A 20,310-nucleotide genomic window follows, 5' to 3' on the forward strand; every position below is an offset into this window, starting at 1 on the left:
TGTATGTGATATAATTAACTTTATTCCGGAACTATTCACGAGGGGGGAAGTGGCATTGGATCAACAGTTGACAGATTTATACAGACAGTTGCTCCCTGCACTAGAAAGCAAAAAGCAAGAATTGACGTTTTATGGCTACTCGGAGATTACGGAAGAAGATTTACTGAAATATTTAGTGGAGAAGAAGTGGCGGAAAAAAGAAGTTTCTGCGATGCGTTCGTATGAAATGATTTCAGATGTTTTGGCAATTACTGCGGCACAGTTCATGACCCATAAGCAAACAGAGGCTCAACGGAACAGTGAAGACGTTTTGGAATTGAGTGAAGAAGAATGGTCTGTTTTATTTTCGCCCAAAAAAATGGATTGATTTGCAATTCTTATCATGAAGTATTTGACACGGACAACCTACTGTTTCATAATTGGTATGTTGTACAATGAGAGAAGAAAGTACATAACAGGTGCTATGCCGCTCTAGTATATGAGGGGGAAAAGGAAATATGAAAAACAGAGGAAGGATCGTCGCGTTTTTGCTGCTTATCGTCATTTTGGCATCAACGATATTTTCCACGACGAGTCCGATTTTAAAAGATGTCAAGCTTGGTCTTGACTTGCAGGGTGGTTTCGAAGTTCTTTACCAAGTGGAACCATTGAAAGAAGGACAAAAGATTACGGAGTCGACGGTTGCCGATACGGCCCGTGCATTGACGAATCGTATTGACGTGCTCGGTGTAAATGAACCAAGCATTCAAATCGAATCAAACAACCGAATCCGAGTTCAGCTTGCTGGGGTAGAAGATCAGAAAACTGCCCGCGAATTATTATCCACTCAAGCCAATCTTTCCTTCCGTAATGCGGATGACAAATTGATGCTAGACGGTAATGATTTGAAAGCAGGTAAAGCAAAAGCCAATTTCGATGAAAATAACAATCCTGTTGTTACATTGGAAATGAAAGATCCAAATAAATTTGGAGAAGTTACATCTGAAATTGCAGCCATGAAGCCAAACAACGTGCTAGTTATTTGGATGGACTTCATTGAAGGTGAAAACTCCTTTGCTGAAGAAGCTGCAAAACCGGAACCCGCATTTATTTCGGCTCCGTATGTTTCTAGCACCATCAACTCTTCAAATGTCGAAATTTCAGGAAACTTCACTATTGAAGAGACGAAAAACTTGGCTGGTATTTTGAACGCAGGTGCATTACCTGTTCATTTAGAGGAAATTTACTCGACATCTGTTGGTGCGCAGTTTGGTGAACAAGCACTGGATAAAACGATATTTGCTGGAATTGTCGGTATCAGCTTAATCTTTATCTTTATGGTACTCTATTACCGTTTGCCAGGGATTGTGGCAGTTGTCACTTTGTCTGTTTATATCTTCTTAATTTTGCTAGTGTTTACATTGATCAATGGGGTGTTGACACTCCCAGGTATCGCGGCATTAATGCTTGGGGTCGGTATGGCAGTCGATGCCAATATCATTACCTATGAGCGGATCAAAGAAGAATTACGTGTCGGAAGATCAGTTAAAACGTCCTTCACAGCCGGAGCGAAGTCTTCGTTCGCCGCAATACTCGATGCGAACGTCACGACAATTCTTGCGGCAGTTGTATTGTTCGTTTTCGGAACAAGCTCTGTTAAAGGTTTCGCAACGATGCTCATCATTAGTATCTTGGTCAGTTTCCTGACAGCGGTTTGGGGATCGCGTCTATTGCTCGGACTACTCGTTCACAGTGGATACCTCGACAATAAAGTTGGCTGGTTCGGATTGAACAAAAAACATCTTCATTCGGCAGATGAAGGCTATGAGACACTTGATCTCACAACCAAATTCGACCGTTTCGATTTCGTTCATTCAAGAAAACGTTTCTATACACTCTCTATTATCCTATTAATTGTCGGTGCGATCATGCTCGGTGTCTTTAAGCTCAACTTGGGGATCGACTTTGCTGGTGGTACACGTGTGGAAATACTTGCTGAACAACAGCTAGATGAGACGGAAGTAACGAATCTTCTTGAAGACATCGGCCACCCAACGTCTGACGTCGTCATTTCGGGCGATGCAAAGAACATTGCGGTTGCGAGATATAAAGAAGACTTCACACAAGAAGAAGTCAATAAGATCAAAAAAGAGTTATCTGAAACATTTGGTTCAGAGCCGAACGTTTCAACAGTTTCCAATAAGGTAGGTAAAGAGCTCGTACGTAATGCGATTTATGCACTGGCATTTGCGGCTCTTGGGATCATCATCTATGTAGCGTTACGTTTTGAATGGCGCATGGGTCTAGCGGCGATTATTGGTTTACTACATGACGCGTTCTTCATGATTGCCGTCTTTAGTATCTTGCGACTCGAAGTAGACATCACATTCATTGCGGCGGTACTGACGATTGTCGGTTATTCCATTAACGATACGATCGTCACCTTTGACAGAATTCGTGAGAACTTAAATCGCTCGAAGCATATTAGCGAAGAAAATGAATTGGCAACGATTGTCAATAAATCATTGCGACAGACGCTTGGCCGTTCAGTTAACACAGTTCTGACAGTAGTCTTCGTTGTCGTGGCGTTGATGGCACTCGGTGCAGAATCGATTCGACCGTTCTCCATCGCATTATTGATCGGTTTGCTTGCAGGTACGTATTCTTCCATCTTCATCTCTGCACAACTTTGGTTCGATTTAAAGAGAAAGCAAATTTTGAAAAATGGCGGAATAAAAGTAGAAAAAGAGAAAAAACAATGGGGCTCAGACGAACCGGTTGTATAATACGTTTGAACCATATTCAAAGCAGGGTATACTTCGGTATATCCTGCTTTTTTGAATGGAGGAACGATCAATATGAAATTCCAGTGGACGGTTTTAGTCGGTTTGTTATTTGCTGTGTTCATTGCATTATTTGCTGTTTTTAATGTAGAATCTGTTCCAGTTAATTATTTCTTTGGCACGGAGATGATTCCGCTGGTGTTGATTATTCTTGGATCAGCGTTGCTTGGTGCGATTATTAGTGGTTTCTTTACTATTTATAAGTCCTACCGAAATGGACGACGTGTTAAGGAATTGGAGAAACAGTTGCAATTGAAGGAGAAGGAATTGACTGCGCAGCGTAAGCAGATGCAGGAGATGGAGGACCGAATCGACGCGTTGATGGAGCCACCGTTAGTTAAGGCGGAGATTATTCCGCCGCGAGAGTTGTATTGAATAGGTGTTGCCGCAGTAGGTCGCGATTGGCGACTTGTTGTGGCTTTTTTTGCTGTTGTTTCTTTTAATGTGCTTTTAGTTGGGAAGTAAGAAGTGGCAGGGGGATGGCCTTCGTTGGAAAGTGTGTAGGGCAGTGCTGGTAGTTGTTTTTTATCGATTAAGTGCTTAAGTGCTTAAGTGCTTGTTGGATTATGTTTCTGTTAGGAGTGCGTAATAAGCGGAGCTGGGGTGTGATTTTGCTGGCAATGGAGGCGGGGCGTTCATTGTCCCCACTATGACGCTGGTGGATGGCTTTCGCAAGGAGCGAGACAGGAATTGCGCCTGGTTGTCTCCTTGCTTCGCCTACCACAGCAGGCGCCTTCGTTAGATTGTGTGTAGGACAGTTCATACACTTCACTCGCAAGAAATAAGTGATAGGTATCACAATGTCGCTGTTTTTATTTCTGTTAGAACCGCAACTTATATCATTACCCCGCAGTAGCGCAGGCACAACTGCGGGGTAGGCCGTGGCCCTAAGACAACTGGCAGCTCTATCGCCAGCTGGCTCAGGGCTGGAGGCAATCCCCCACGTGCCTGCGCGAGTCCAGAAAGTGAACACTCGCTAATTTTAGTACCAGATAATCAGTCGAGCCACGTCCCCAACAAAATGTGAGCAAGACCGGCAGCCGCGTAGTCGCTCTGCCATAAGGATTTCTCTGTTGGGTAATATACAAAATTTCTTATTTTGCTAGAACCACAATCTACATCATGACCACTCAGTAGCGCAAGTACAACTACAGCACTCTCAAATTCGCAAATCGAAGCCCACTCGAGCAACAGCCTACTATGCCTATGACGCTAACTGCTATCTCTCACTCTTTATATCACTACCTCTGCAGGTCTTATAGGAAGAAAACGATGCTATCCTGTTCTTACTCCCCATCTTTCCATCCCGTTTCCTTTCAGTCTCCATCTTCATTAGCTATAATAAGAACAGAGGATGTGAGAGCATTGATACAATCCAAAAAAAGATGGCAAATTGATCGGCCAGATGAAGAACTCGTCAACCAGCTCGCGAAGGACTTGAAGCTTTCCACAATGCTAACGAAAATACTCGTCGCACGCGGAATCACCACAAGCGAACAAGCAAACGCGTACCTGCACATGGACGAGTCCAACTTGCATGATCCTTTTTTATTACATGACATGCAAAAAGCCGTCGATCGCATCCAGCATGCAATCGACACACAACAGCAACTTACAATATTTGGAGATTATGACGCGGACGGTGTAACAAGCGTCACGGTGCTCATGACAGCGCTCGAACGTCTCGGTGCAAAAGTGAACTTTGCCATCCCGAACCGTTTTGAACACGGTTACGGACCGAACAGCGACTTCTTTGCACAACTACATACAGAAGGCACAGAAGTTCTGATCACAGTAGATAATGGAATTTCAGGCATTGAGCAAGTTGCATTCGCGAAGTCGCTTGGAATGACGATTATCGTGACGGACCACCATGAAATGGGCGATGTCCTACCTGATGCGGATGCGGTTATTCACCCGCGTCATCCGGAAGGCAATTATCCATTTGGAGAACTTGCAGGTGTAGGTGTGGCGTTCAAACTAGCTTCTGCCTTACTAGGAGAGCCACCGCTAGACTTGTTGGAATTCGTAGCTATCGGTACGATCGCGGACTTGGTACCGTTAGAAGATGAAAATCGGTATATGGTGAAAGAAGGAATCCGCAGATTACGCCGAACACAACGTCCTGGCATTAAGGCGTTGATGCAAGTGAGCGGTCATGAGCAGAATGCTTTATCGGAAGAAACGATCGGTTTTACGATCGGTCCTCGTCTAAATGCGCCGGGCCGACTTGGTGATGCAGATCCAGCGGTTGAGTTATTAAAGGCGGAAGATGAGCAGCAAGCACTGGGAATTGCGGAAGAATTGAATGATTTGAATAAAGAACGGCAACAATTAGTGAAAGAAATCGCAAAGGAAGCGCAAGAGCAAGTGGAAGTTCGTTATGGCGATCATGTGCCTCACGTGCTAGTCATAGAAGGTGAAGGCTGGAATCCAGGTGTCGTGGGCATCGTGTCATCGAGACTGACGGAGAAATACTACCGTCCTTCGATCATTTTGTCGCTCGATCGTGAAACGGGAATGGCGAAAGGTTCCGCTCGCAGTATTGAGGGCTTTGATTTGTATAAGGAACTTTCAAAGAATGCGTCGATTCTGCCACACTTCGGAGGTCACGCGATGGCTGCTGGGATGTCATTGAAAATAGAGGACGTCGAATTATTGCGTTCGAATTTAAATGAGCAGGCGAAAGAAGTATTGAGGAAAGAGGATTTACAACCTATTTTATCCATCGATGTACCACTAGCATTGGATGAAATTGATATTGCCTCTATTGAAGCGCTAGAGAAAATCCGGCCGTTCGGAATGGGATTCCCGAAACCTGTTTTCTTATTGGAACAGCTTGACACGATCTCTGTCCGTAAAATCGGTTCAGCGAAAGATCATTTAAAGCTTGAAATGGGCGATCGTAATGAGCGGCTAGATGCAATATATTTCGGTGCGGGGGCACTGGCTGACGAAATGGCACCACAAAGTAAGCTGAGTTTGACAGGTGATTTACAGATTAATGAATGGAACGGTAATAAGAAAGCACAGCTACTTGTCGAAGATGTGAAGTGTGACGAGTGGCAGTTATTCGATTACCGTGGAATCCGAGAGCCTGCTAGATGGTTACCGATGATTCCGGATCAAGCCCAATTTATTGCGTTCAGTGAAGAAGCCATCCAACATTTTACTCCGTTCTTTAAAGACATTTCGATTGCTTTAGTTGGACGCGATACCCTTCATCCATCTTCTGCTATCGTATTGCTCGATATGCCTCAGGCAGAAGAACAGTTGAAGCAAGTGATGGGCGTAACGCTTGCTGACCGAGTGTATCTTCATCTGCATGTGCATGATTCGATGTACTTCGAAAAAATACCAGATCGCCAACAATTTGGTTGGTATTACAGCTTTTTGAAGAAACGTGAGACATTTGATATATACAATCAAATCGATATGCTTTCCAAACATAAAGGTTGGAAAAAAGATGTGATAAAGTTTATGACAAAAGTGTTTTATGAACTAGAATTTGTTACACTAGAGAATGGTAAGGTGACGATGCTTACTTCTGCCGGCAAACGAGATTTGGCAGAAGCGCCATCTTATAAAAAACGCCAACAGCAGATCAAACTAGAAGAGTTATTGCTTTATGCTCCGTATCAGGACTTAAAGAACGTATTCGACTCTTTGCGTGAGACGAAAGCTGTTGAGGAGGAAAAATTGTGGACTTAAAAAAGTTTGTAACGACTGTAGACGATTATCCGAAACCGGGTGTGAGCTTTAAAGACATCACGACGATCATGGATAACGGAGAAGCATATAAGTATGCGACAGACCAAATTGTCGAGTATGCGAAAGGATTGGACGTAGATATCATCGTGGGACCGGAAGCACGCGGTTTCATCATTGGTTGTCCTGTTGCCTATGCGCTTGAAATCGGTTTCGCACCGGTTCGTAAGCCTGGCAAATTACCACGTGAAACCATCTCCGTCTTTTATGACTTAGAGTATGGACAAGATGAGTTAACGATTCACAAAGATGCTATCAAACCAGGTCAACGTGTGCTTATTGTCGACGATTTACTTGCAACTGGCGGTACGGTCGGTGCAACAGTCGAATTAATTGAGAAACTTGGCGGGGTAGTAGCAGGCTGTGCATTCTTGATCGAACTATCGTACTTGAACGGTCGAAAAAAATTGACGAATGAAAACATCAAGGCGTTAATTACGTACTGATAGGGGAATCCTTCGCTTAATGCGGAGGATTCTTGTTATATAAATATAGGCACTGGGTTTGATTCGCTTTACATATAGGTGATAATATACATATACTACTAAAAAATATTTTCTAAATATTTACGGAATAGGATGAAAGGGGTAAGTCGATGGCGAAAAATCAAGACCTGACAGAGCAAGACATATACGACCTGGTCGCCAAATATATGAACGAAGAACACGTCGACTTCATTAGACGGGCATATGAAATGGCTGAAAAGTCACATGAAGGACAGTTTAGGACTTCAGGTGAACCGTATATCAACCATCCGATTCAAGTCGCGGGAATTTTAGCGGGTCTTCAAATGGATCCGGAAACGGTCGCAGCGGGCTTCTTGCATGATGTGGTAGAGGATACCGAAATAAGCCGCGAAGACATTATTCGTGAATTCGGTGATGAAGTCGCGATGCTTGTTGACGGTGTAACGAAGCTCGATAAGTTAAAATTTAAGTCCAATGAAGAAAAACAAGCGGAAAATCATCGCAAAATGTTTATCGCGATGGCACAGGATATCCGTGTCATTTTGATTAAACTTGCGGACCGTCTGCATAATATGCGGACATTGAAGCATGTTCCGGCAGCGAAACAACGTCGAGTGTCGGAAGAAACATTGGAGATCTTCTCACCACTCGCACATCGCCTCGGAATTTCCACGATCAAATGGGAACTCGAAGATATTGCGTTGCGCTATTCCAATCCGCAACAATATTATCGTATCGTGAATCTGATGAAGCAAAAGCGGACGGAACGCGAACAGTATTTGAAAGACGTCATGAATCAGATGCGCGTCGAACTGGACGAAATGGGTATCGCCGCAGAAATTCATGGCAGACCGAAGCATTTGTATTCTATTTATCAAAAGATGGTTATCCAGAAGAAAGAATTCAATGAAATTTATGATCTACTGGCGGTACGTATTGTCGTGAAAAGCATTAAAGACTGCTATGCGGCGCTTGGAATCATTCATACATTATGGAAGCCAATGCCAGGACGATTCAAAGACTATATCGCGATGCCGAAACAAAATTTGTATCAATCCATCCATACAACAGTTGTCGGACCTGCAGGAGATCCACTCGAAGTACAAATTCGGACAGAAGAAATGCACCGGATTTCAGAATTTGGTGTGGCAGCTCACTGGGCATATAAAGAAGGTAAACAAGTCGCGAAACTAGCGAGTGATATTGATTCGAAATTGACATGGTTCCGTGAAATATTGGAAATTCAAAATGAATCGTCCAATGCTCAGGAATTTATGGAGTCACTGAAGTTCGACTTATTTTCGGACATGGTGTATGTATTTACACCGGACGGGGATGTTGTCGAATTGCCCCAAGGGTCGGTTCCGATTGACTTTGCCTATCGCGTGCACTCCGAAATTGGAAACCGGACGACCGGGGCGAAAGTGAATGGTAAAATCGTACCGCTCGATTCGTCATTGTCGACAGGTGATATTGTAGAGATTCTGACTTCTAAACAGTCGTTTGGTCCAAGTCGTGACTGGTTGAAATTGGCCCATACATCGCAAGCGAAAAATAAAATTCGCCAATATTTTAAGAAGCAATTGCGTGACGAGAACATCGACAAAGGTAGCGAGATGATTCAGAAGGAACTGAAAGATGAAGAGTATGATATCAAAGAAGCGTTGAGTAAAGAAAATATGCAGCGCACCATTGATAAATTCAGTTTTACTTCTGAAGAAGACCTGTATGCTGCAGTCGGCTCCGGTGGCATTACCGCGCAACAAGTGGTCAATCGCCTAGCTGAGCGAATGCGCAAGGAACGCGTGCAAAAAGAAACGATTGATAAAATCGTCTCGGACATTCAAACGCCAAAACCAGAGAAACAGACGGAATCAGGCGTAATCGTCAAAGACATCGACAATATGCTGATCCGTATTTCGAAGTGCTGTAACCCGGTACCAGGCGATGAAATCGTCGGTTTCATTACACGTGGTCGTGGCGTTTCCGTACACCGTACCGATTGTCCGAACGTATTGTCTGAGCAAGGACAGCAAGAACGTATCATAGAGGTCCAATGGGCATTGCCAGACGGTCAAGTTCGCAAAGAATTCCAAGTGGATATTGAAATTTCCGCATTCGATAGACAAGGTTTGCTCAACGAAGTGATGATGGTCGTCGCCGATATGAATACGCCAATTATCGCAGTGAGTGGCAAAGCGGATAAGGATGATATCGCGCATATCCATATGTCGATTAAGATCCAAAACATCGCGCATTTGCAACGCACCGTGGATAAGATTAAACAAATCAAAGACGTTTATTCCGTAGAACGGGTCATGAACTAAATAGGAGGTGTGAACATGCGAGTTTTATTACAGCGTGCGAAAGACGCTTCCGTAACAGTTGGTGGGGACATTACAGGCTCCATTTCAACTGGCTATGTGTTGCTCGTCGGCATCACGCATGACGATACCGAACAAGATGCCAACTATCTTGCCAATAAAATCGCCGGCTTGCGGATCTATGAAGACGACGAAGGGAAATTGAATCGTTCAATCACAGAAGTAGATGGCGCGGTTCTGTCTGTTTCCCAGTTTACTTTGTATGGCAACGTTCAAAAAGGGCGTCGTCCAAGCTTTATTGAGGCGGCGAAAACCGATGTAGCAGAACCTTTGTGGGAATACTTCAATGAACAGTTGCGCGGTCTCGGACTTCACGTTGAAACAGGACAGTTTGGTGCCATGATGGACGTGCAGTTGACGAATGACGGTCCAGTGACGCTGATGATTGAGTCTAGGTAAGTGAGAGTAGAGTGTATGAGCGGTTGCGGGGCTTGATAGAGCACGGGACGTGGGTGTATGAGCGGATAACAGGTGCGATAGAGCGTTCGGGACGTTTCATAGAGCGCTTATGGATATCAATAGAGCGGATATAGGTTTTGTAAGAGCACATTCCAATTCCAACCAATATATATAATTCGCCAAAGAAGTTGACAGTAGTAGAGGTTACGACTAACATAGATAGTAATCGAATTAATTCATACACCAATGATGTGGAAAATACCTTTACTATAGGCTGGAAAGAGAACGGGGAACTTGGCTGAAATTCCCTGACAGAACCGTAAAGCGAACAACACCACGGAGGATTCATGCTGAAATTAGTAGGCGTGGACGGAACCGGCCGTTATCCGGATTCGAGTGGGCACTTGTGTGTCAATTTGGGTGGAACCGCGGAAGCTACAAGCTCTCGTCCCTGTTTTATTAGGGATGGGAGCTTTTTTGTGTTCTCGGAATGTTCACCCATTATCAGATCATCGAAAGGAGTTTTACTAATGAATTTTAAAGTTCCCCGCGGTACACAGGATATTCTTCCTGACGTTTCCTGGAAGTGGCAGCGCGTTGAAAAGATTGCTCGTTCGATTTGTGATGTCTACAACTACAAGGAAATCCGCACACCAATTTTCGAACAAACGGAATTATTCCAGCGCACGGTCGGCGACACGACAGATATCGTGCAAAAAGAAATGTACACATTCACCGATCGAGGAGATCGCTCAATGACATTGCGCCCGGAAGGTACAGCGCCTGTCGTGCGTTCATTCGTCGAACACAAAATGTTTGGCTACGCAGATCAGCCTGTAAAGCTATACTACACGGGGCCGATGTTCCGCTATGAGCGTCAACAAGCCGGCCGTTACCGTCAATTCGTCCAGTTCGGCGTAGAGGCAATCGGCAGTGATGATCCAGCAATCGATGCAGAGGTAATCGAGTTGGCAATGAACATTTATAAGAAAACGGGTCTTTCTGATATCAAACTCGTATTGAATTCACTTGGCGACAAAGAATCACGCGATGCACACCGCGAAGCGTTGATTGCACACTTCAGCCCAAATATTGGGGAATTCTGTTCGGACTGCCAAAACCGTCTCGAGAAGAATCCATTGCGAATTCTGGATTGTAAAGTGGATAGAGAACACCCATTGATGAAAACAGCACCTTCACTTGCTGATTATCTCAATGAAGAGTCAAGCGCGTACTTTGAGAAAGTAAAGAACTACTTGGACATTGCAGGTATCGAGTACGAATACGATCCGAATCTTGTGCGTGGACTGGATTACTATAACCACACCGCATTCGAAATCATGAGTACGTCTAAAGGCTTCGGTGCAATCACCACACTTTGTGGGGGCGGACGTTACAATGGACTTGCTGAAGAAATCGGCGGCCCGGCAGCACCGGGTATCGGCTTCGCTCTCAGCATCGAGCGGCTTTTACTCGCACTGGAAGCGGAAGGAAAGTCCTTTACAGACCAACCTTCACTTGATGTCTACATCGTCACTTTAGGCGACGCAGCACGAGAAAAAGGCTTCGAGATTCTTGGCAAGCTACGCGAGAACGGTTTACGCAGCGAAATGGACTACATGGACCGCAAGATGAAGGCCCAAATGAAATCCGCTGACCGCTTGAAAGCAAACCACGTCATCGTCATAGGCGAAGACGAAGTGAACGAACACGTCGTCCAGCTGAAGAACATGGCGGACGGCGAGCAGAAAAAAGTTACGGTTGAAGAATTGGTTGAGGAATTGAAAAAGTAAGTGCAAAGATAGGGTGTGGGATTTGCGCTCCAGAGGGGACGCTTTCCCAAGGGCCCGCGGTGAGCCAACCAGGTCGCTACGCTTCCTTTGGTTGTCTCACCTGTCGGGCTGATCCTCCGGGAGTCGCCCCTCTTACGCTCCAATCCTGCAAAAAGACTTTAGGTAGTAGAAAATGTTACTAAAGTCAATAAGCGAATTCTTTTACTGTTCTTGTACTTTTTTATAATACAATTACAAAATCAAATTCAAGTACAGTTACAACGTATTTCATTGTTCTAATTTGGGATTTTCGTTCCGAGCGGCGACTCCCGCGGGAATAGCATGAGCCTTGAGACCCCGCAGATGCCTTAATTTCTGCAGAGTACGCAGAAATACGGCAAAGCGAACCCTTCACCGTTCGCTTGGCTCAAGCCATGCCCGCAGGAAAGCGTCCGCTCGGAACGGAAATCCCCAACCACAACACTAATTTTACTTTCTACTTATTCTTACATTAAATAAAAACAAAAAACAAACTCAAACATCAGAAGGGTAGTGTAGTCACTATGCAACGCACACATTATTGTGGGAACTTATCGGAACTACAAATCGGAGAAGAAGTCACGCTCAAAGGCTGGGTGCAGAAGCGCCGTGACCTAGGCGGGCTCATCTTCATCGACGTCCGCGACCGTGCAGGCATCGTCCAAACGGTCTTCAACCCGGACATCTCAAAAGAAGCACTCGAAATCGCTGAAACATTGCGTAACGAATACGTCATCGAAGTAACAGGTCTCGTCATCGAACGTGAAGAGCGTACAAAGAACAAAAACATCGCAACAGGTGCAATCGAAGTGCAAGTGGTAGAAGTGAAAGTCATTAACGAAGCGAAAAATCCGCCATTTACAATCGAAGACGAAACGGATGTGGGCGAAGAAACACGACTGAAGTATCGCTACTTAGACTTGCGTCGCCCTGAGCTTGCAAAAGTGTTCAAAATGCGTTCAGACATTACGAAAACCGTACGTAACTTCTTGGATGACGAAGGATTCATGGAAGTAGAAACACCGATTCTAACGAAATCGACGCCTGAAGGCGCACGTGACTATTTAGTGCCAAGCCGTGTTCACGAAGGTGAATTCTACGCTTTGCCACAGTCACCACAGTTGTTTAAGCAGTTATTGATGGTATCTGGCTTCGACCGTTACTACCAAATTGCTCGTTGTTTCCGTGATGAAGATTTACGTGCTGACCGTCAACCGGAATTCACGCAAATTGATATGGAAATGAGTTTTATGTCAATCGAAGAAATTTTGGAACTCAACGAACGCTTGATCAAGAAAGTAATGAAAGATGTTAAACAAGTGGATGTTGAAACTCCGTTTAAACGTATTCCATATGATGAAGCAATGGGGCGTTTCGGTTCAGATAAGCCAGACACTCGTTTCGGAATGGAATTGACGGATGTATCGGAAATCGTCAAAGACTCTTCATTCAAAGTATTCGCTGGCGCAGTTGAAGCGGGCGGACAGGTGAAGTTGATCAACGTTAAAGGTGCGGCAGATAAGTATTCACGTAAAGATATTGATGCACTTGGCGAGTTTGCAAAAGTGTATGGCGCGAAAGGAATGGCATGGCTGAAAGTGACGGAAGACGGCTTCAATGGTCCAATTGCGAAATTCTTCGACGGAGAAATCGGTGAAGCACTTAAAGCAGCTGGTGACGGAGAACCTGGAGATTTATTCTTATTCGGAGCAGATAAAAAATCTGTTGTAGCGGATTCACTCGGCGCATTACGTCTAAAGCTTGGAAAAGAATTAGACCTGATTGACCAGTCTCAGTATAACTTCCTATGGGTAACGGATTGGCCGTTATTTGAATACGACGAGGAAGATGGCCGTTACTACGCAGCGCATCACCCATTCACAATGCCGGCTGACGTGGAAGAATTGAAAACTAGCCCGGAAACTGTGAAGGCACAAGCCTATGACTTAGTGTTGAACGGGTATGAGCTAGGTGGCGGGTCATTGCGTATTTACCAACGTGATGTGCAAGAAGCGATGTTCAAAGCACTTGGCTTTACGGATGAGCAAGCGCGCGAGCAATTTGGATTCTTGTTGGATGCGTTTGAATACGGTACACCTCCACACGGTGGAATTGCGTTCGGTCTAGATCGTATCGTGATGTTGCTTGCTGGATCTACAAACTTGCGTGACACGATTGCGTTCCCTAAAACAGCTAGTGCGAGTGATCTATTGACAGAAGCACCAAGTACGGTGGATGATGCCCAGTTGAAAGAACTTGGGATTAAAGTGGTCGCTGAACCTGTGAAAAAGTGAGTAAATAACTATTTTTTAAAGACTTTATTCAAATTGATTGAATTATAAAAAAGCGTGTGATAAGATGAGGTTAGTAGAAATCCTGAAGTGTTCGTCATTTGTAAATTAGTTTTGACCCAACATCTTATCGTCGGGAGTTCAACGTTATAGCTTGGATGACATGCCTTTAATCGGGACCTCAAAAGAGTTATACAGGACACCCACCTGCTATTAGCGGGTTCAAAGCGATATTCAAAGACGGCACAGTCGGGATTTCACTTTCTAACAACTATTCACCTTCTTGCATAAGCGAGAAGGTTTTTTACTGTCTAAAATGTAGGTAGTTGCGTAAGAGCAGGTGACTGCTTTAGTATAAAGTGAAGACAATTTATGATAAAGGATGCGATCGAGATGTTACATCAATTCTCAAGAAATGAATTATCGATAGGTAAAGAAGGCGTAGAGAGAATGAAAGGAAAGACTGTTGCAATTTTAGGTGTCGGCGGAGTTGGTTCATTCGCAGCTGAAGCGTGCGCGCGGACTGGAGTTGGACGTATTATCTTGGTCGATAAAGACACTATTGATGTCACCAATATCAACCGCCAACTGGTCGCTTATTTATCGACGGTAGGGCGTTCGAAATCCGCTGTTATGAAAGAACGGATTGCGAATATTAACGCGGAGTGTGAAGTGATCGATCTACATATGTTCTACACAGAAGAAACGTCTGAAGAATTCTTCTCGTACGAGCCGGATTATGTAATCGACGCATCGGATACGATCAGCTATAAAATTCATTTGATCCAGCAATGTGTCGAGCGCGGAATTAAAGTGATTTCGAGCATGGGGGCTGCCAATAAAACCGACCCGACACGTTTCCGAATTGCTGATATTTCGAAAACCCATACGGATCCATTAGCGAAAGTGATACGTCTTCGTTTGCGCAAGTTAGGCATTCCTAAAGGTGTGCCTGTTGTATTTTCTGATGAAAGCCCGATTGTTGTGCGCGAAGATGTCCTTGAAACGGTTGGAAATGCCGATGCGTCGATTCGAAAAGCACAAATGCCTCCAGCTTCTAACGCATTTTGTCCATCAGTGGCGGGTTTAATTCTCGCTAGTTGGGTATTAAATGATATAGTGGCAGATATTCCTGTAGAACGTGTCAATGACGCTAAATAAAGGAGAGGTTAACCATGGAAACGACCGAAATGATCATTAACGGCAAGCGACTTGGTTCGGATCTACCGCAAATCGAAGTAGTGAATCCTTCAACTGGTAAGACAATCGGTGCTGTACCTAAAGGTGGAAAAGCGGAAGCGATGCAAGCTGTAGATGCGGCTTCTGCGGCATTTTCAGACTGGGCAGCGTTGTCTGCATACGAGCGCAGTGCGTATTTAATGAAATGGCATGCGTTGATTGAGAAACATGAACAAAGTGTAGCCGAAATTATGACGACTGAGCAAGGCAAGCCGTTAGCAGAAGCGCTTGGCGAAATGCGTTATTCAAACGGATACATCAGCTGGTATGCAGAAGAAGGTAAGCGGATTTACGGTGAGACGATTCCCGCTACGCAATCCAATAAGCGTTTATTCGTGCAAAAGCAACCAGTCGGCGTCATTGCATCCATTACGCCATGGAACTTTCCAGCCGCAATGATTGCGCGTAAAGTGGGTCCTGCTCTTGCAGCTGGCTGTACAGTCGTAATGAAACCGGCTTCTCAAACCCCGCTAACTGCGATTCGTTTAATAGAGCTAGCACAAGAAGCAGGTATTCCAGACGGTGTGCTGAACATCGTAACGGGCAGTGCGAGTGAAATAGCAGAAGCATGGCAGGAAGACGGTCGTGTGCGCAAGTTGACGTTTACAGGATCTACTGAAATCGGTAAAACGTTGATGAAAGGTGCAGCCGATACGATGAAGAAGATTTCATTGGAACTCGGTGGACAAGCACCCGCAATTATTATGGCGGATGCAGATCTTGATAAAGCAGTAGATGGTGTCATGGCGGCGAAATTCCGCAATGCGGGACAAACGTGTGTCTGCGCGAACCGTATTTATGTTCATTCATCAATTGCTGAAAAATTCACAAAGCGCATTGCAGAAGAAACGGATAAATTGAAAGTCGGCGACGGTAAAGAAGAAGGTGTCGTAATAGGTCCGTTAATTGACCAGGATGCGATCGATAAAGTGGACGAACATGTGCAAGACGCGAAATCCAAAGGGGCAACAGTCGTTACCGGCGGTGAACATATCAAAGGTCTATTTTACCAACCTACTGTTTTGAAAGATGTAACTGACGATATGCTTTGCATGGAAGAAGAAACATTTGGTCCAGTCTTGCCGATTGCGACGTTTGAGACACAAGAGGAAGTCATCGAGCGTGCGAATGATACAGTTTTTGGACTTGCAGCATACGTCTTTACGGAGAATATCACACAGGGAATTCAGATGTGTGAAGCGTTGGAATATGGTATTGTGGGTTTGAATGACGGCTTGCCATCTGCGCCACAAGCACCGTTTGGCGGCTTTAAACAAAGTGGTCTTGGACGTGAAGGTGGACATCAAGGTATGGATGAATATCTAGAAGTTAAATATATCTCACTAGGTTTATAATAAAAGGAAGCAAAAAGGGAGAACGGTACTCTTCCTCTTTGCTTCTTTTAATTGGTTTGGAATTCGCGTAAAATGCTATTGCCGTCAAGTACTTTAAAATGTGCTGTCATCGTGCGATTTTGTACACTCTCTGCCGCAACGCGATGGCCGAAATCGGGAACATAGACGCGGTCAAGACCAAAATTCACGATATAATGATCGTTCTGGCGATACTCTCGATCGGTCGTCTGCGCCAGCCAGCCCATTAAATAGACACCTTTAGCAGGTTTTTTTTCGCTTAATGAAACCAATTCAGCGACACCGTCCTTTTGTTCCAATACGCCAAATACTCGTGTCTGACCGAGTTCATCTGGTTTTTTTAATGTGGTCACTAAACTAGGAGTCATGCGCTCCTTTGGTACTTTTTCGATGTCGTAGCGAAGCATGACATAATTTTCATTAGCATCTTGCTCGGTAATGGTTTCTGATTGAAGGTAGATATCCGTTCCGTCTTGAATCGTTGTGAAGTAAGGAATCGTAAGACTAGCTAATAGTAGCAGGGGAACTATGAAGAGTATAGATATACTGAATTTACTATGTTTGGGTCCCATTTCGGAGTCACCGCCTATTCTGCAGTTTTCATAAAAAGTGTTCTTCTTATGTACAGATAGCATGTGCAGTTTATGTGTGTTTTAGTAGTTAATTACCCAGTTTTTTTATTTCAGAAACCTTTCGCAATCGTTATGTATACATGGGAGTGGAATGGGTAAGGGGGAGTGATGAGCGGTTTTGATGGGGTGTTTAGTAAGGCGCGGAGTCCAAAGGGCAACGCGCCTATATTATTCATTATTTTCTAACATAAAACTGCCGCAACAAGTCGTAATGACTCTTGCGGCAGTATTTTATTAAATCAACAATCCAAATAACGAACTATCTTTGTTCACTTCTTTGTAAGGGAAGCCGTTCTTTTCCATGCGGGCAATCAGGCCGTTGTAGTCTTCTTTGTGTTTAATTTCAATTCCGACAAGCCCTGGACCGCTCTCTTTATTGTTCTTCTTCGTATACTCGAACATGGTAATATCATCATCTGGTCCAAGTACACCATCAAGAAACTGGCGTAGTGCACCTGCGCGTTGTGGGAAATCGACGAGGAAATAGTACAGCAAACCTTCGTAAATCATCGATTTCTCTTTAATTTCCTGCATTCTACCGATATCGTTGTTTCCACCGCTGATCACACAGACGACGCACTTGCCTTTGATTTCATTTTTATAGAAATCGAGTGCTGCAATGGGAAGGGCACCTGCTGGCTCTGCGATGATCGCATGTTCATTGTATAGATCAAGAATTGCCGTACAAACTTTACCTTCAGGGACACTGACGATATTTTCAAGATAGTTATTGCAAATGTCGTAATTCAGATTGCCTACGCATTTGACAGCTGCACCATCGACGAATTTATCAATCGTTGCCAACGGTACGATCTTTTGCGCGTCGATAGAAGCCTTCATGCTAGCTGCACCTGCTGGCTCTGCACCGATCATCTTCGTATGCGGAGACAAGTTTTTGATGTATGTACTAATTCCTGACATCAGTCCACCGCCACCGATACTTGCAAATACGTAATCAATTGGTTCTTCGATATCATTCATGATCTCAACAGCTACTGATCCTTGGCCTGCAATGATATCCTTGTCATTAAATGGATGAATGAAAATACGCTTTTCTTTTTCCATCAATTCGACCGCGCTTTCGAAACAATCATCGAAGGTATCTCCGACTAAAATAATTTCAATGCGATCGCGTCCGAACATTTTCACCATATTGATCTTTTGTTTAGGAGTAGTTTGCGGCATGAAGATCTTGCCGTCAATGTCGAGTTTTGCACATGCGAACGCTACGCCTTGTGCATGGTTTCCTGCACTCGCACAGACAATTCCTTTTTTACGTGCTTCTGTTTCGATGCGTTTCATCTTATAATAAGCACCGCGTAATTTAAAGGAACGGACATGTTGCAAATCTTCCCGTTTAATATACACATGACAATCATACTTTTCCGATAGACGATCATTTTTCTGTAAAGGCGTATGAGCTACGACATCTTTCAGTAGCTGATTAGCGATTAAGATATCTTCTACTTGAACACTTGGAGTTTCCATTTTTTTCACCTTCATAACTTATCATTTAACCTCCGTTATTGAGTCAACGTTTACTCATAATAACATGAAAAAAACTGAATGAACATATGAAAGTTCTAAATTGCGCATTTACTTTGAGAATAGTGACTTTATTTTGAACAATCTGGAAATGTAAGCGATTACTTGATTGGCAAGGACTTTCAATAAGTTGGATAGATCAATTTTTGTTTAATTTATATAGTAAGAAAATATATCCATATCCTACAATAGCGTTAAAAAAATAGTTTCTTGCATTTTTTATTCAGAATTCTTTTCAGACCGTACACAAATATGTAGTGTTTAATTTGCAAACAGAAGGGAAAACTAATGAATAAGGAACTAACAAGCCAGAAAGGAAGCGTTTATTCATGCAGAAATGGGATAGCAGACCAGAAAAGCCAGACAATATGCAATGGACGGTGTTTGTTATAACTCTTGTCATCATCGCGGCTGTAATAGTGTATGGAGTGATGATGTAAAGAAGCAAAAAATGGTATGTCACGATATTGACATACCATTTTTAATTTCATTTTTTTGTAATCCCTTCATTCGTCGTGCTCTTTTGGATTCTATCGCAAAATAACACATCTCGTCTAAAAAGAGTGACAAGTCTGACGATACTGTTATATATTAGTATTAAGAAAAGTTGCTGTATCAGTACAGCGGATCACAAAAAACCGAATGGGGGAAAGAACGATGAAAAAGAACACAGAGCAGAAAAGACAAATGGTGGAGAAAGTTTGTACGGAATGTGGGAACCAGTTCAAGGAAAAGCAAGAGTCTGTAATGTACGAATGTGAGCGTTGTGTAGGACGACATGAGCATTAATAAAGAATTCTATGCTCCCTTATATGGGGCATAGAATTTTTTTGTTCTGGGGATCATGTAAAGGAAGCAATTCGCATAAGGCAGTGATTTCCTAGCAGAAAAATTTAGGAGTCTGTGTGCATACGGATTATATGTAAGTTTTAACTGAGAAACATCCCAACAGTAACCTAACGATACATCATGTCATTTCATGCTCTTATCCGGTCTGTTAGAATGAATAGATAGATCGGGTGAGTGAATAAATCACTTGAATGTAATTAACATATATAGGGGGTATCAGGATGAATGATAAAAGAGATGTCTTAGATAGTGGTCCTTTCTTTCATGGAACGAAAGCAGAACTCAAAGTTGGAGATTTATTAGAACCACAATTTCTTTCAAATTATCAAGATAAAAAGTCCAATTACATATATTTTACTGCAACATTAGAAGCGGCTAAATGGGGCGCTGAATTAGCAAGATCTAAATCAAAAGAAAGAATTTATATAGTGGAGCCATTAGCTGATTTTGAAAACGATCCAAACTTAACTGACAAACGATTTCCTGGAAATCCAACACGTTCTTATAGGTCTAAATCGCCTTTAAAAATAGTAGCCGAATTAAGTTCATGGGAAAGACATTCCGACGAAGAAATAAATCATATGATTTCTTCATTACAAGAGTTAAAAGAAGCAGGCAAAGATGTAATATTGGATTAATCCTTAATATCTCTTAAGAGACATCCCGAAATGAAGCATAAGTAAAAGTCTGCGTTCTTTGTATGTAATCGAGAACATGGGCTTTTTTTATA

15 protein-coding genes, 1 other RNA gene and 1 other annotated feature are annotated in these 20,310 nt (G+C 43.5%); of the genes, 14 read left to right on the top strand and 2 right to left on the bottom strand.

The genetic code is table 11. From position 1 onward, the window contains the following. The first annotated feature begins 55 nt into the window (after positions 1-55). The 12 genes from CSV77_RS07380 to CSV77_RS07435 all read left to right on the top strand — a co-directional run bounded on the left by CSV77_RS07380 (position 56) and on the right by CSV77_RS07435 (position 16,536). On the top strand, positions 56-367 hold the full coding sequence (locus CSV77_RS07380) for a post-transcriptional regulator (protein WP_158232037.1): 312 nt from the start codon (positions 56-58) through the stop codon (positions 365-367). Positions 368-497: 130 nt separating this feature from the next. Continuing rightward, on the top strand, positions 498-2,765 hold the full coding sequence (gene secDF, locus CSV77_RS07385) for a protein translocase subunit SecDF (RefSeq protein ID WP_099672912.1): 2,268 nt from the start codon (positions 498-500) through the stop codon (positions 2,763-2,765). A 72-nt stretch (positions 2,766-2,837) separates the two neighbouring features. Then, positions 2,838-3,197, top strand: coding sequence for a LapA family protein (locus CSV77_RS07390; RefSeq protein WP_099672913.1), 360 nt, complete (start codon positions 2,838-2,840; stop codon positions 3,195-3,197). Positions 3,198-4,178: 981 nt separating this feature from the next. Beyond that, on the top strand, positions 4,179-6,533 hold the full coding sequence (gene recJ / locus CSV77_RS07395; protein ID WP_483315661.1) for a single-stranded-DNA-specific exonuclease RecJ: 2,355 nt from the start codon (positions 4,179-4,181) through the stop codon (positions 6,531-6,533). Beyond that, positions 6,524-7,036 (top strand): adenine phosphoribosyltransferase, encoded by a 513-nt coding sequence (locus tag CSV77_RS07400; RefSeq protein WP_099629840.1) that lies wholly within the window; start codon positions 6,524-6,526, stop codon positions 7,034-7,036. The genes recJ and CSV77_RS07400 overlap by 10 nt, the downstream gene beginning before the upstream one ends. A 149-nt stretch (positions 7,037-7,185) precedes the next feature. Continuing rightward, positions 7,186-9,384, top strand: a complete 2,199-nt coding sequence (locus CSV77_RS07405) for a RelA/SpoT family protein (RefSeq protein ID WP_099672915.1) — start codon at positions 7,186-7,188, stop codon at positions 9,382-9,384. Positions 9,385-9,399: 15 nt separating this feature from the next. Further along, the gene (gene dtd, locus CSV77_RS07410; protein ID WP_099672916.1) at positions 9,400-9,840 is read left to right on the top strand and encodes a D-aminoacyl-tRNA deacylase; all 441 of its coding nucleotides are present in this window, start codon (positions 9,400-9,402) and stop codon (positions 9,838-9,840) included. A 237-nt stretch (positions 9,841-10,077) separates the two neighbouring features. Next, positions 10,078-10,296: a binding site (T-box leader), on the top strand. Positions 10,297-10,370: 74 nt separating this feature from the next. Continuing rightward, on the top strand, positions 10,371-11,633 hold the full coding sequence (hisS, locus tag CSV77_RS07415; protein ID WP_099672917.1) for a histidine--tRNA ligase: 1,263 nt from the start codon (positions 10,371-10,373) through the stop codon (positions 11,631-11,633). A 542-nt stretch (positions 11,634-12,175) separates the two neighbouring features. Beyond that, the gene (gene aspS / locus CSV77_RS07420) at positions 12,176-13,945 is read left to right on the top strand and encodes an aspartate--tRNA ligase (protein WP_099672918.1); all 1,770 of its coding nucleotides are present in this window, start codon (positions 12,176-12,178) and stop codon (positions 13,943-13,945) included. Positions 13,946-14,021: 76 nt separating this feature from the next. After that, a non-coding RNA gene (gene ssrS / locus CSV77_RS07425) (6S RNA) lies at positions 14,022-14,202 on the top strand. Between the two features lie 133 nt (positions 14,203-14,335). Then, the gene (locus CSV77_RS07430) at positions 14,336-15,103 is read left to right on the top strand and encodes a tRNA threonylcarbamoyladenosine dehydratase (RefSeq protein WP_099672919.1); all 768 of its coding nucleotides are present in this window, start codon (positions 14,336-14,338) and stop codon (positions 15,101-15,103) included. A gap of 14 nt (positions 15,104-15,117) precedes the next feature. After that, complete coding sequence (locus CSV77_RS07435) at positions 15,118-16,536, top strand: NAD-dependent succinate-semialdehyde dehydrogenase (protein ID WP_099672920.1); 1,419 nt, start codon at positions 15,118-15,120, stop codon at positions 16,534-16,536. Positions 16,537-16,583: 47 nt separating this feature from the next. On the opposite strand, the gene CSV77_RS07440 is transcribed toward CSV77_RS07435, so the two are convergent. Beyond that, positions 16,584-17,126 (bottom strand): GDYXXLXY domain-containing protein, encoded by a 543-nt coding sequence (locus CSV77_RS07440; RefSeq protein WP_158232038.1) that lies wholly within the window; start codon positions 17,124-17,126, stop codon positions 16,584-16,586. 294 nt (positions 17,127-17,420) lie between these two features. After that, on the bottom strand, positions 17,421-18,689 hold the full coding sequence (ilvA, locus tag CSV77_RS07445) for a threonine ammonia-lyase IlvA (protein WP_099629848.1): 1,269 nt from the start codon (positions 18,687-18,689) through the stop codon (positions 17,421-17,423). 699 nt (positions 18,690-19,388) lie between these two features. Between ilvA and yhfH the strand changes: the two genes are divergently transcribed. Both yhfH and arr read left to right on the top strand, forming a co-directional pair. Next, positions 19,389-19,520: a protein YhfH gene (gene yhfH / locus CSV77_RS07450; protein WP_099636683.1), complete on the top strand. Its 132-nt coding sequence runs from the start codon at positions 19,389-19,391 to the stop codon at positions 19,518-19,520. Positions 19,521-19,801: 281 nt separating this feature from the next. Then, entirely contained in the window at positions 19,802-20,218 is a 417-nt protein-coding gene (arr, locus tag CSV77_RS07455) for an NAD(+)--rifampin ADP-ribosyltransferase (protein ID WP_099672922.1), read from the top strand. Positions 20,219-20,310 lie beyond the last annotated feature (92 nt).

Source organism: Sporosarcina sp. P16b, from assembly GCF_002743065.1.
Taxonomy (GTDB): domain Bacteria; phylum Bacillota; class Bacilli; order Bacillales_A; family Planococcaceae; genus Sporosarcina.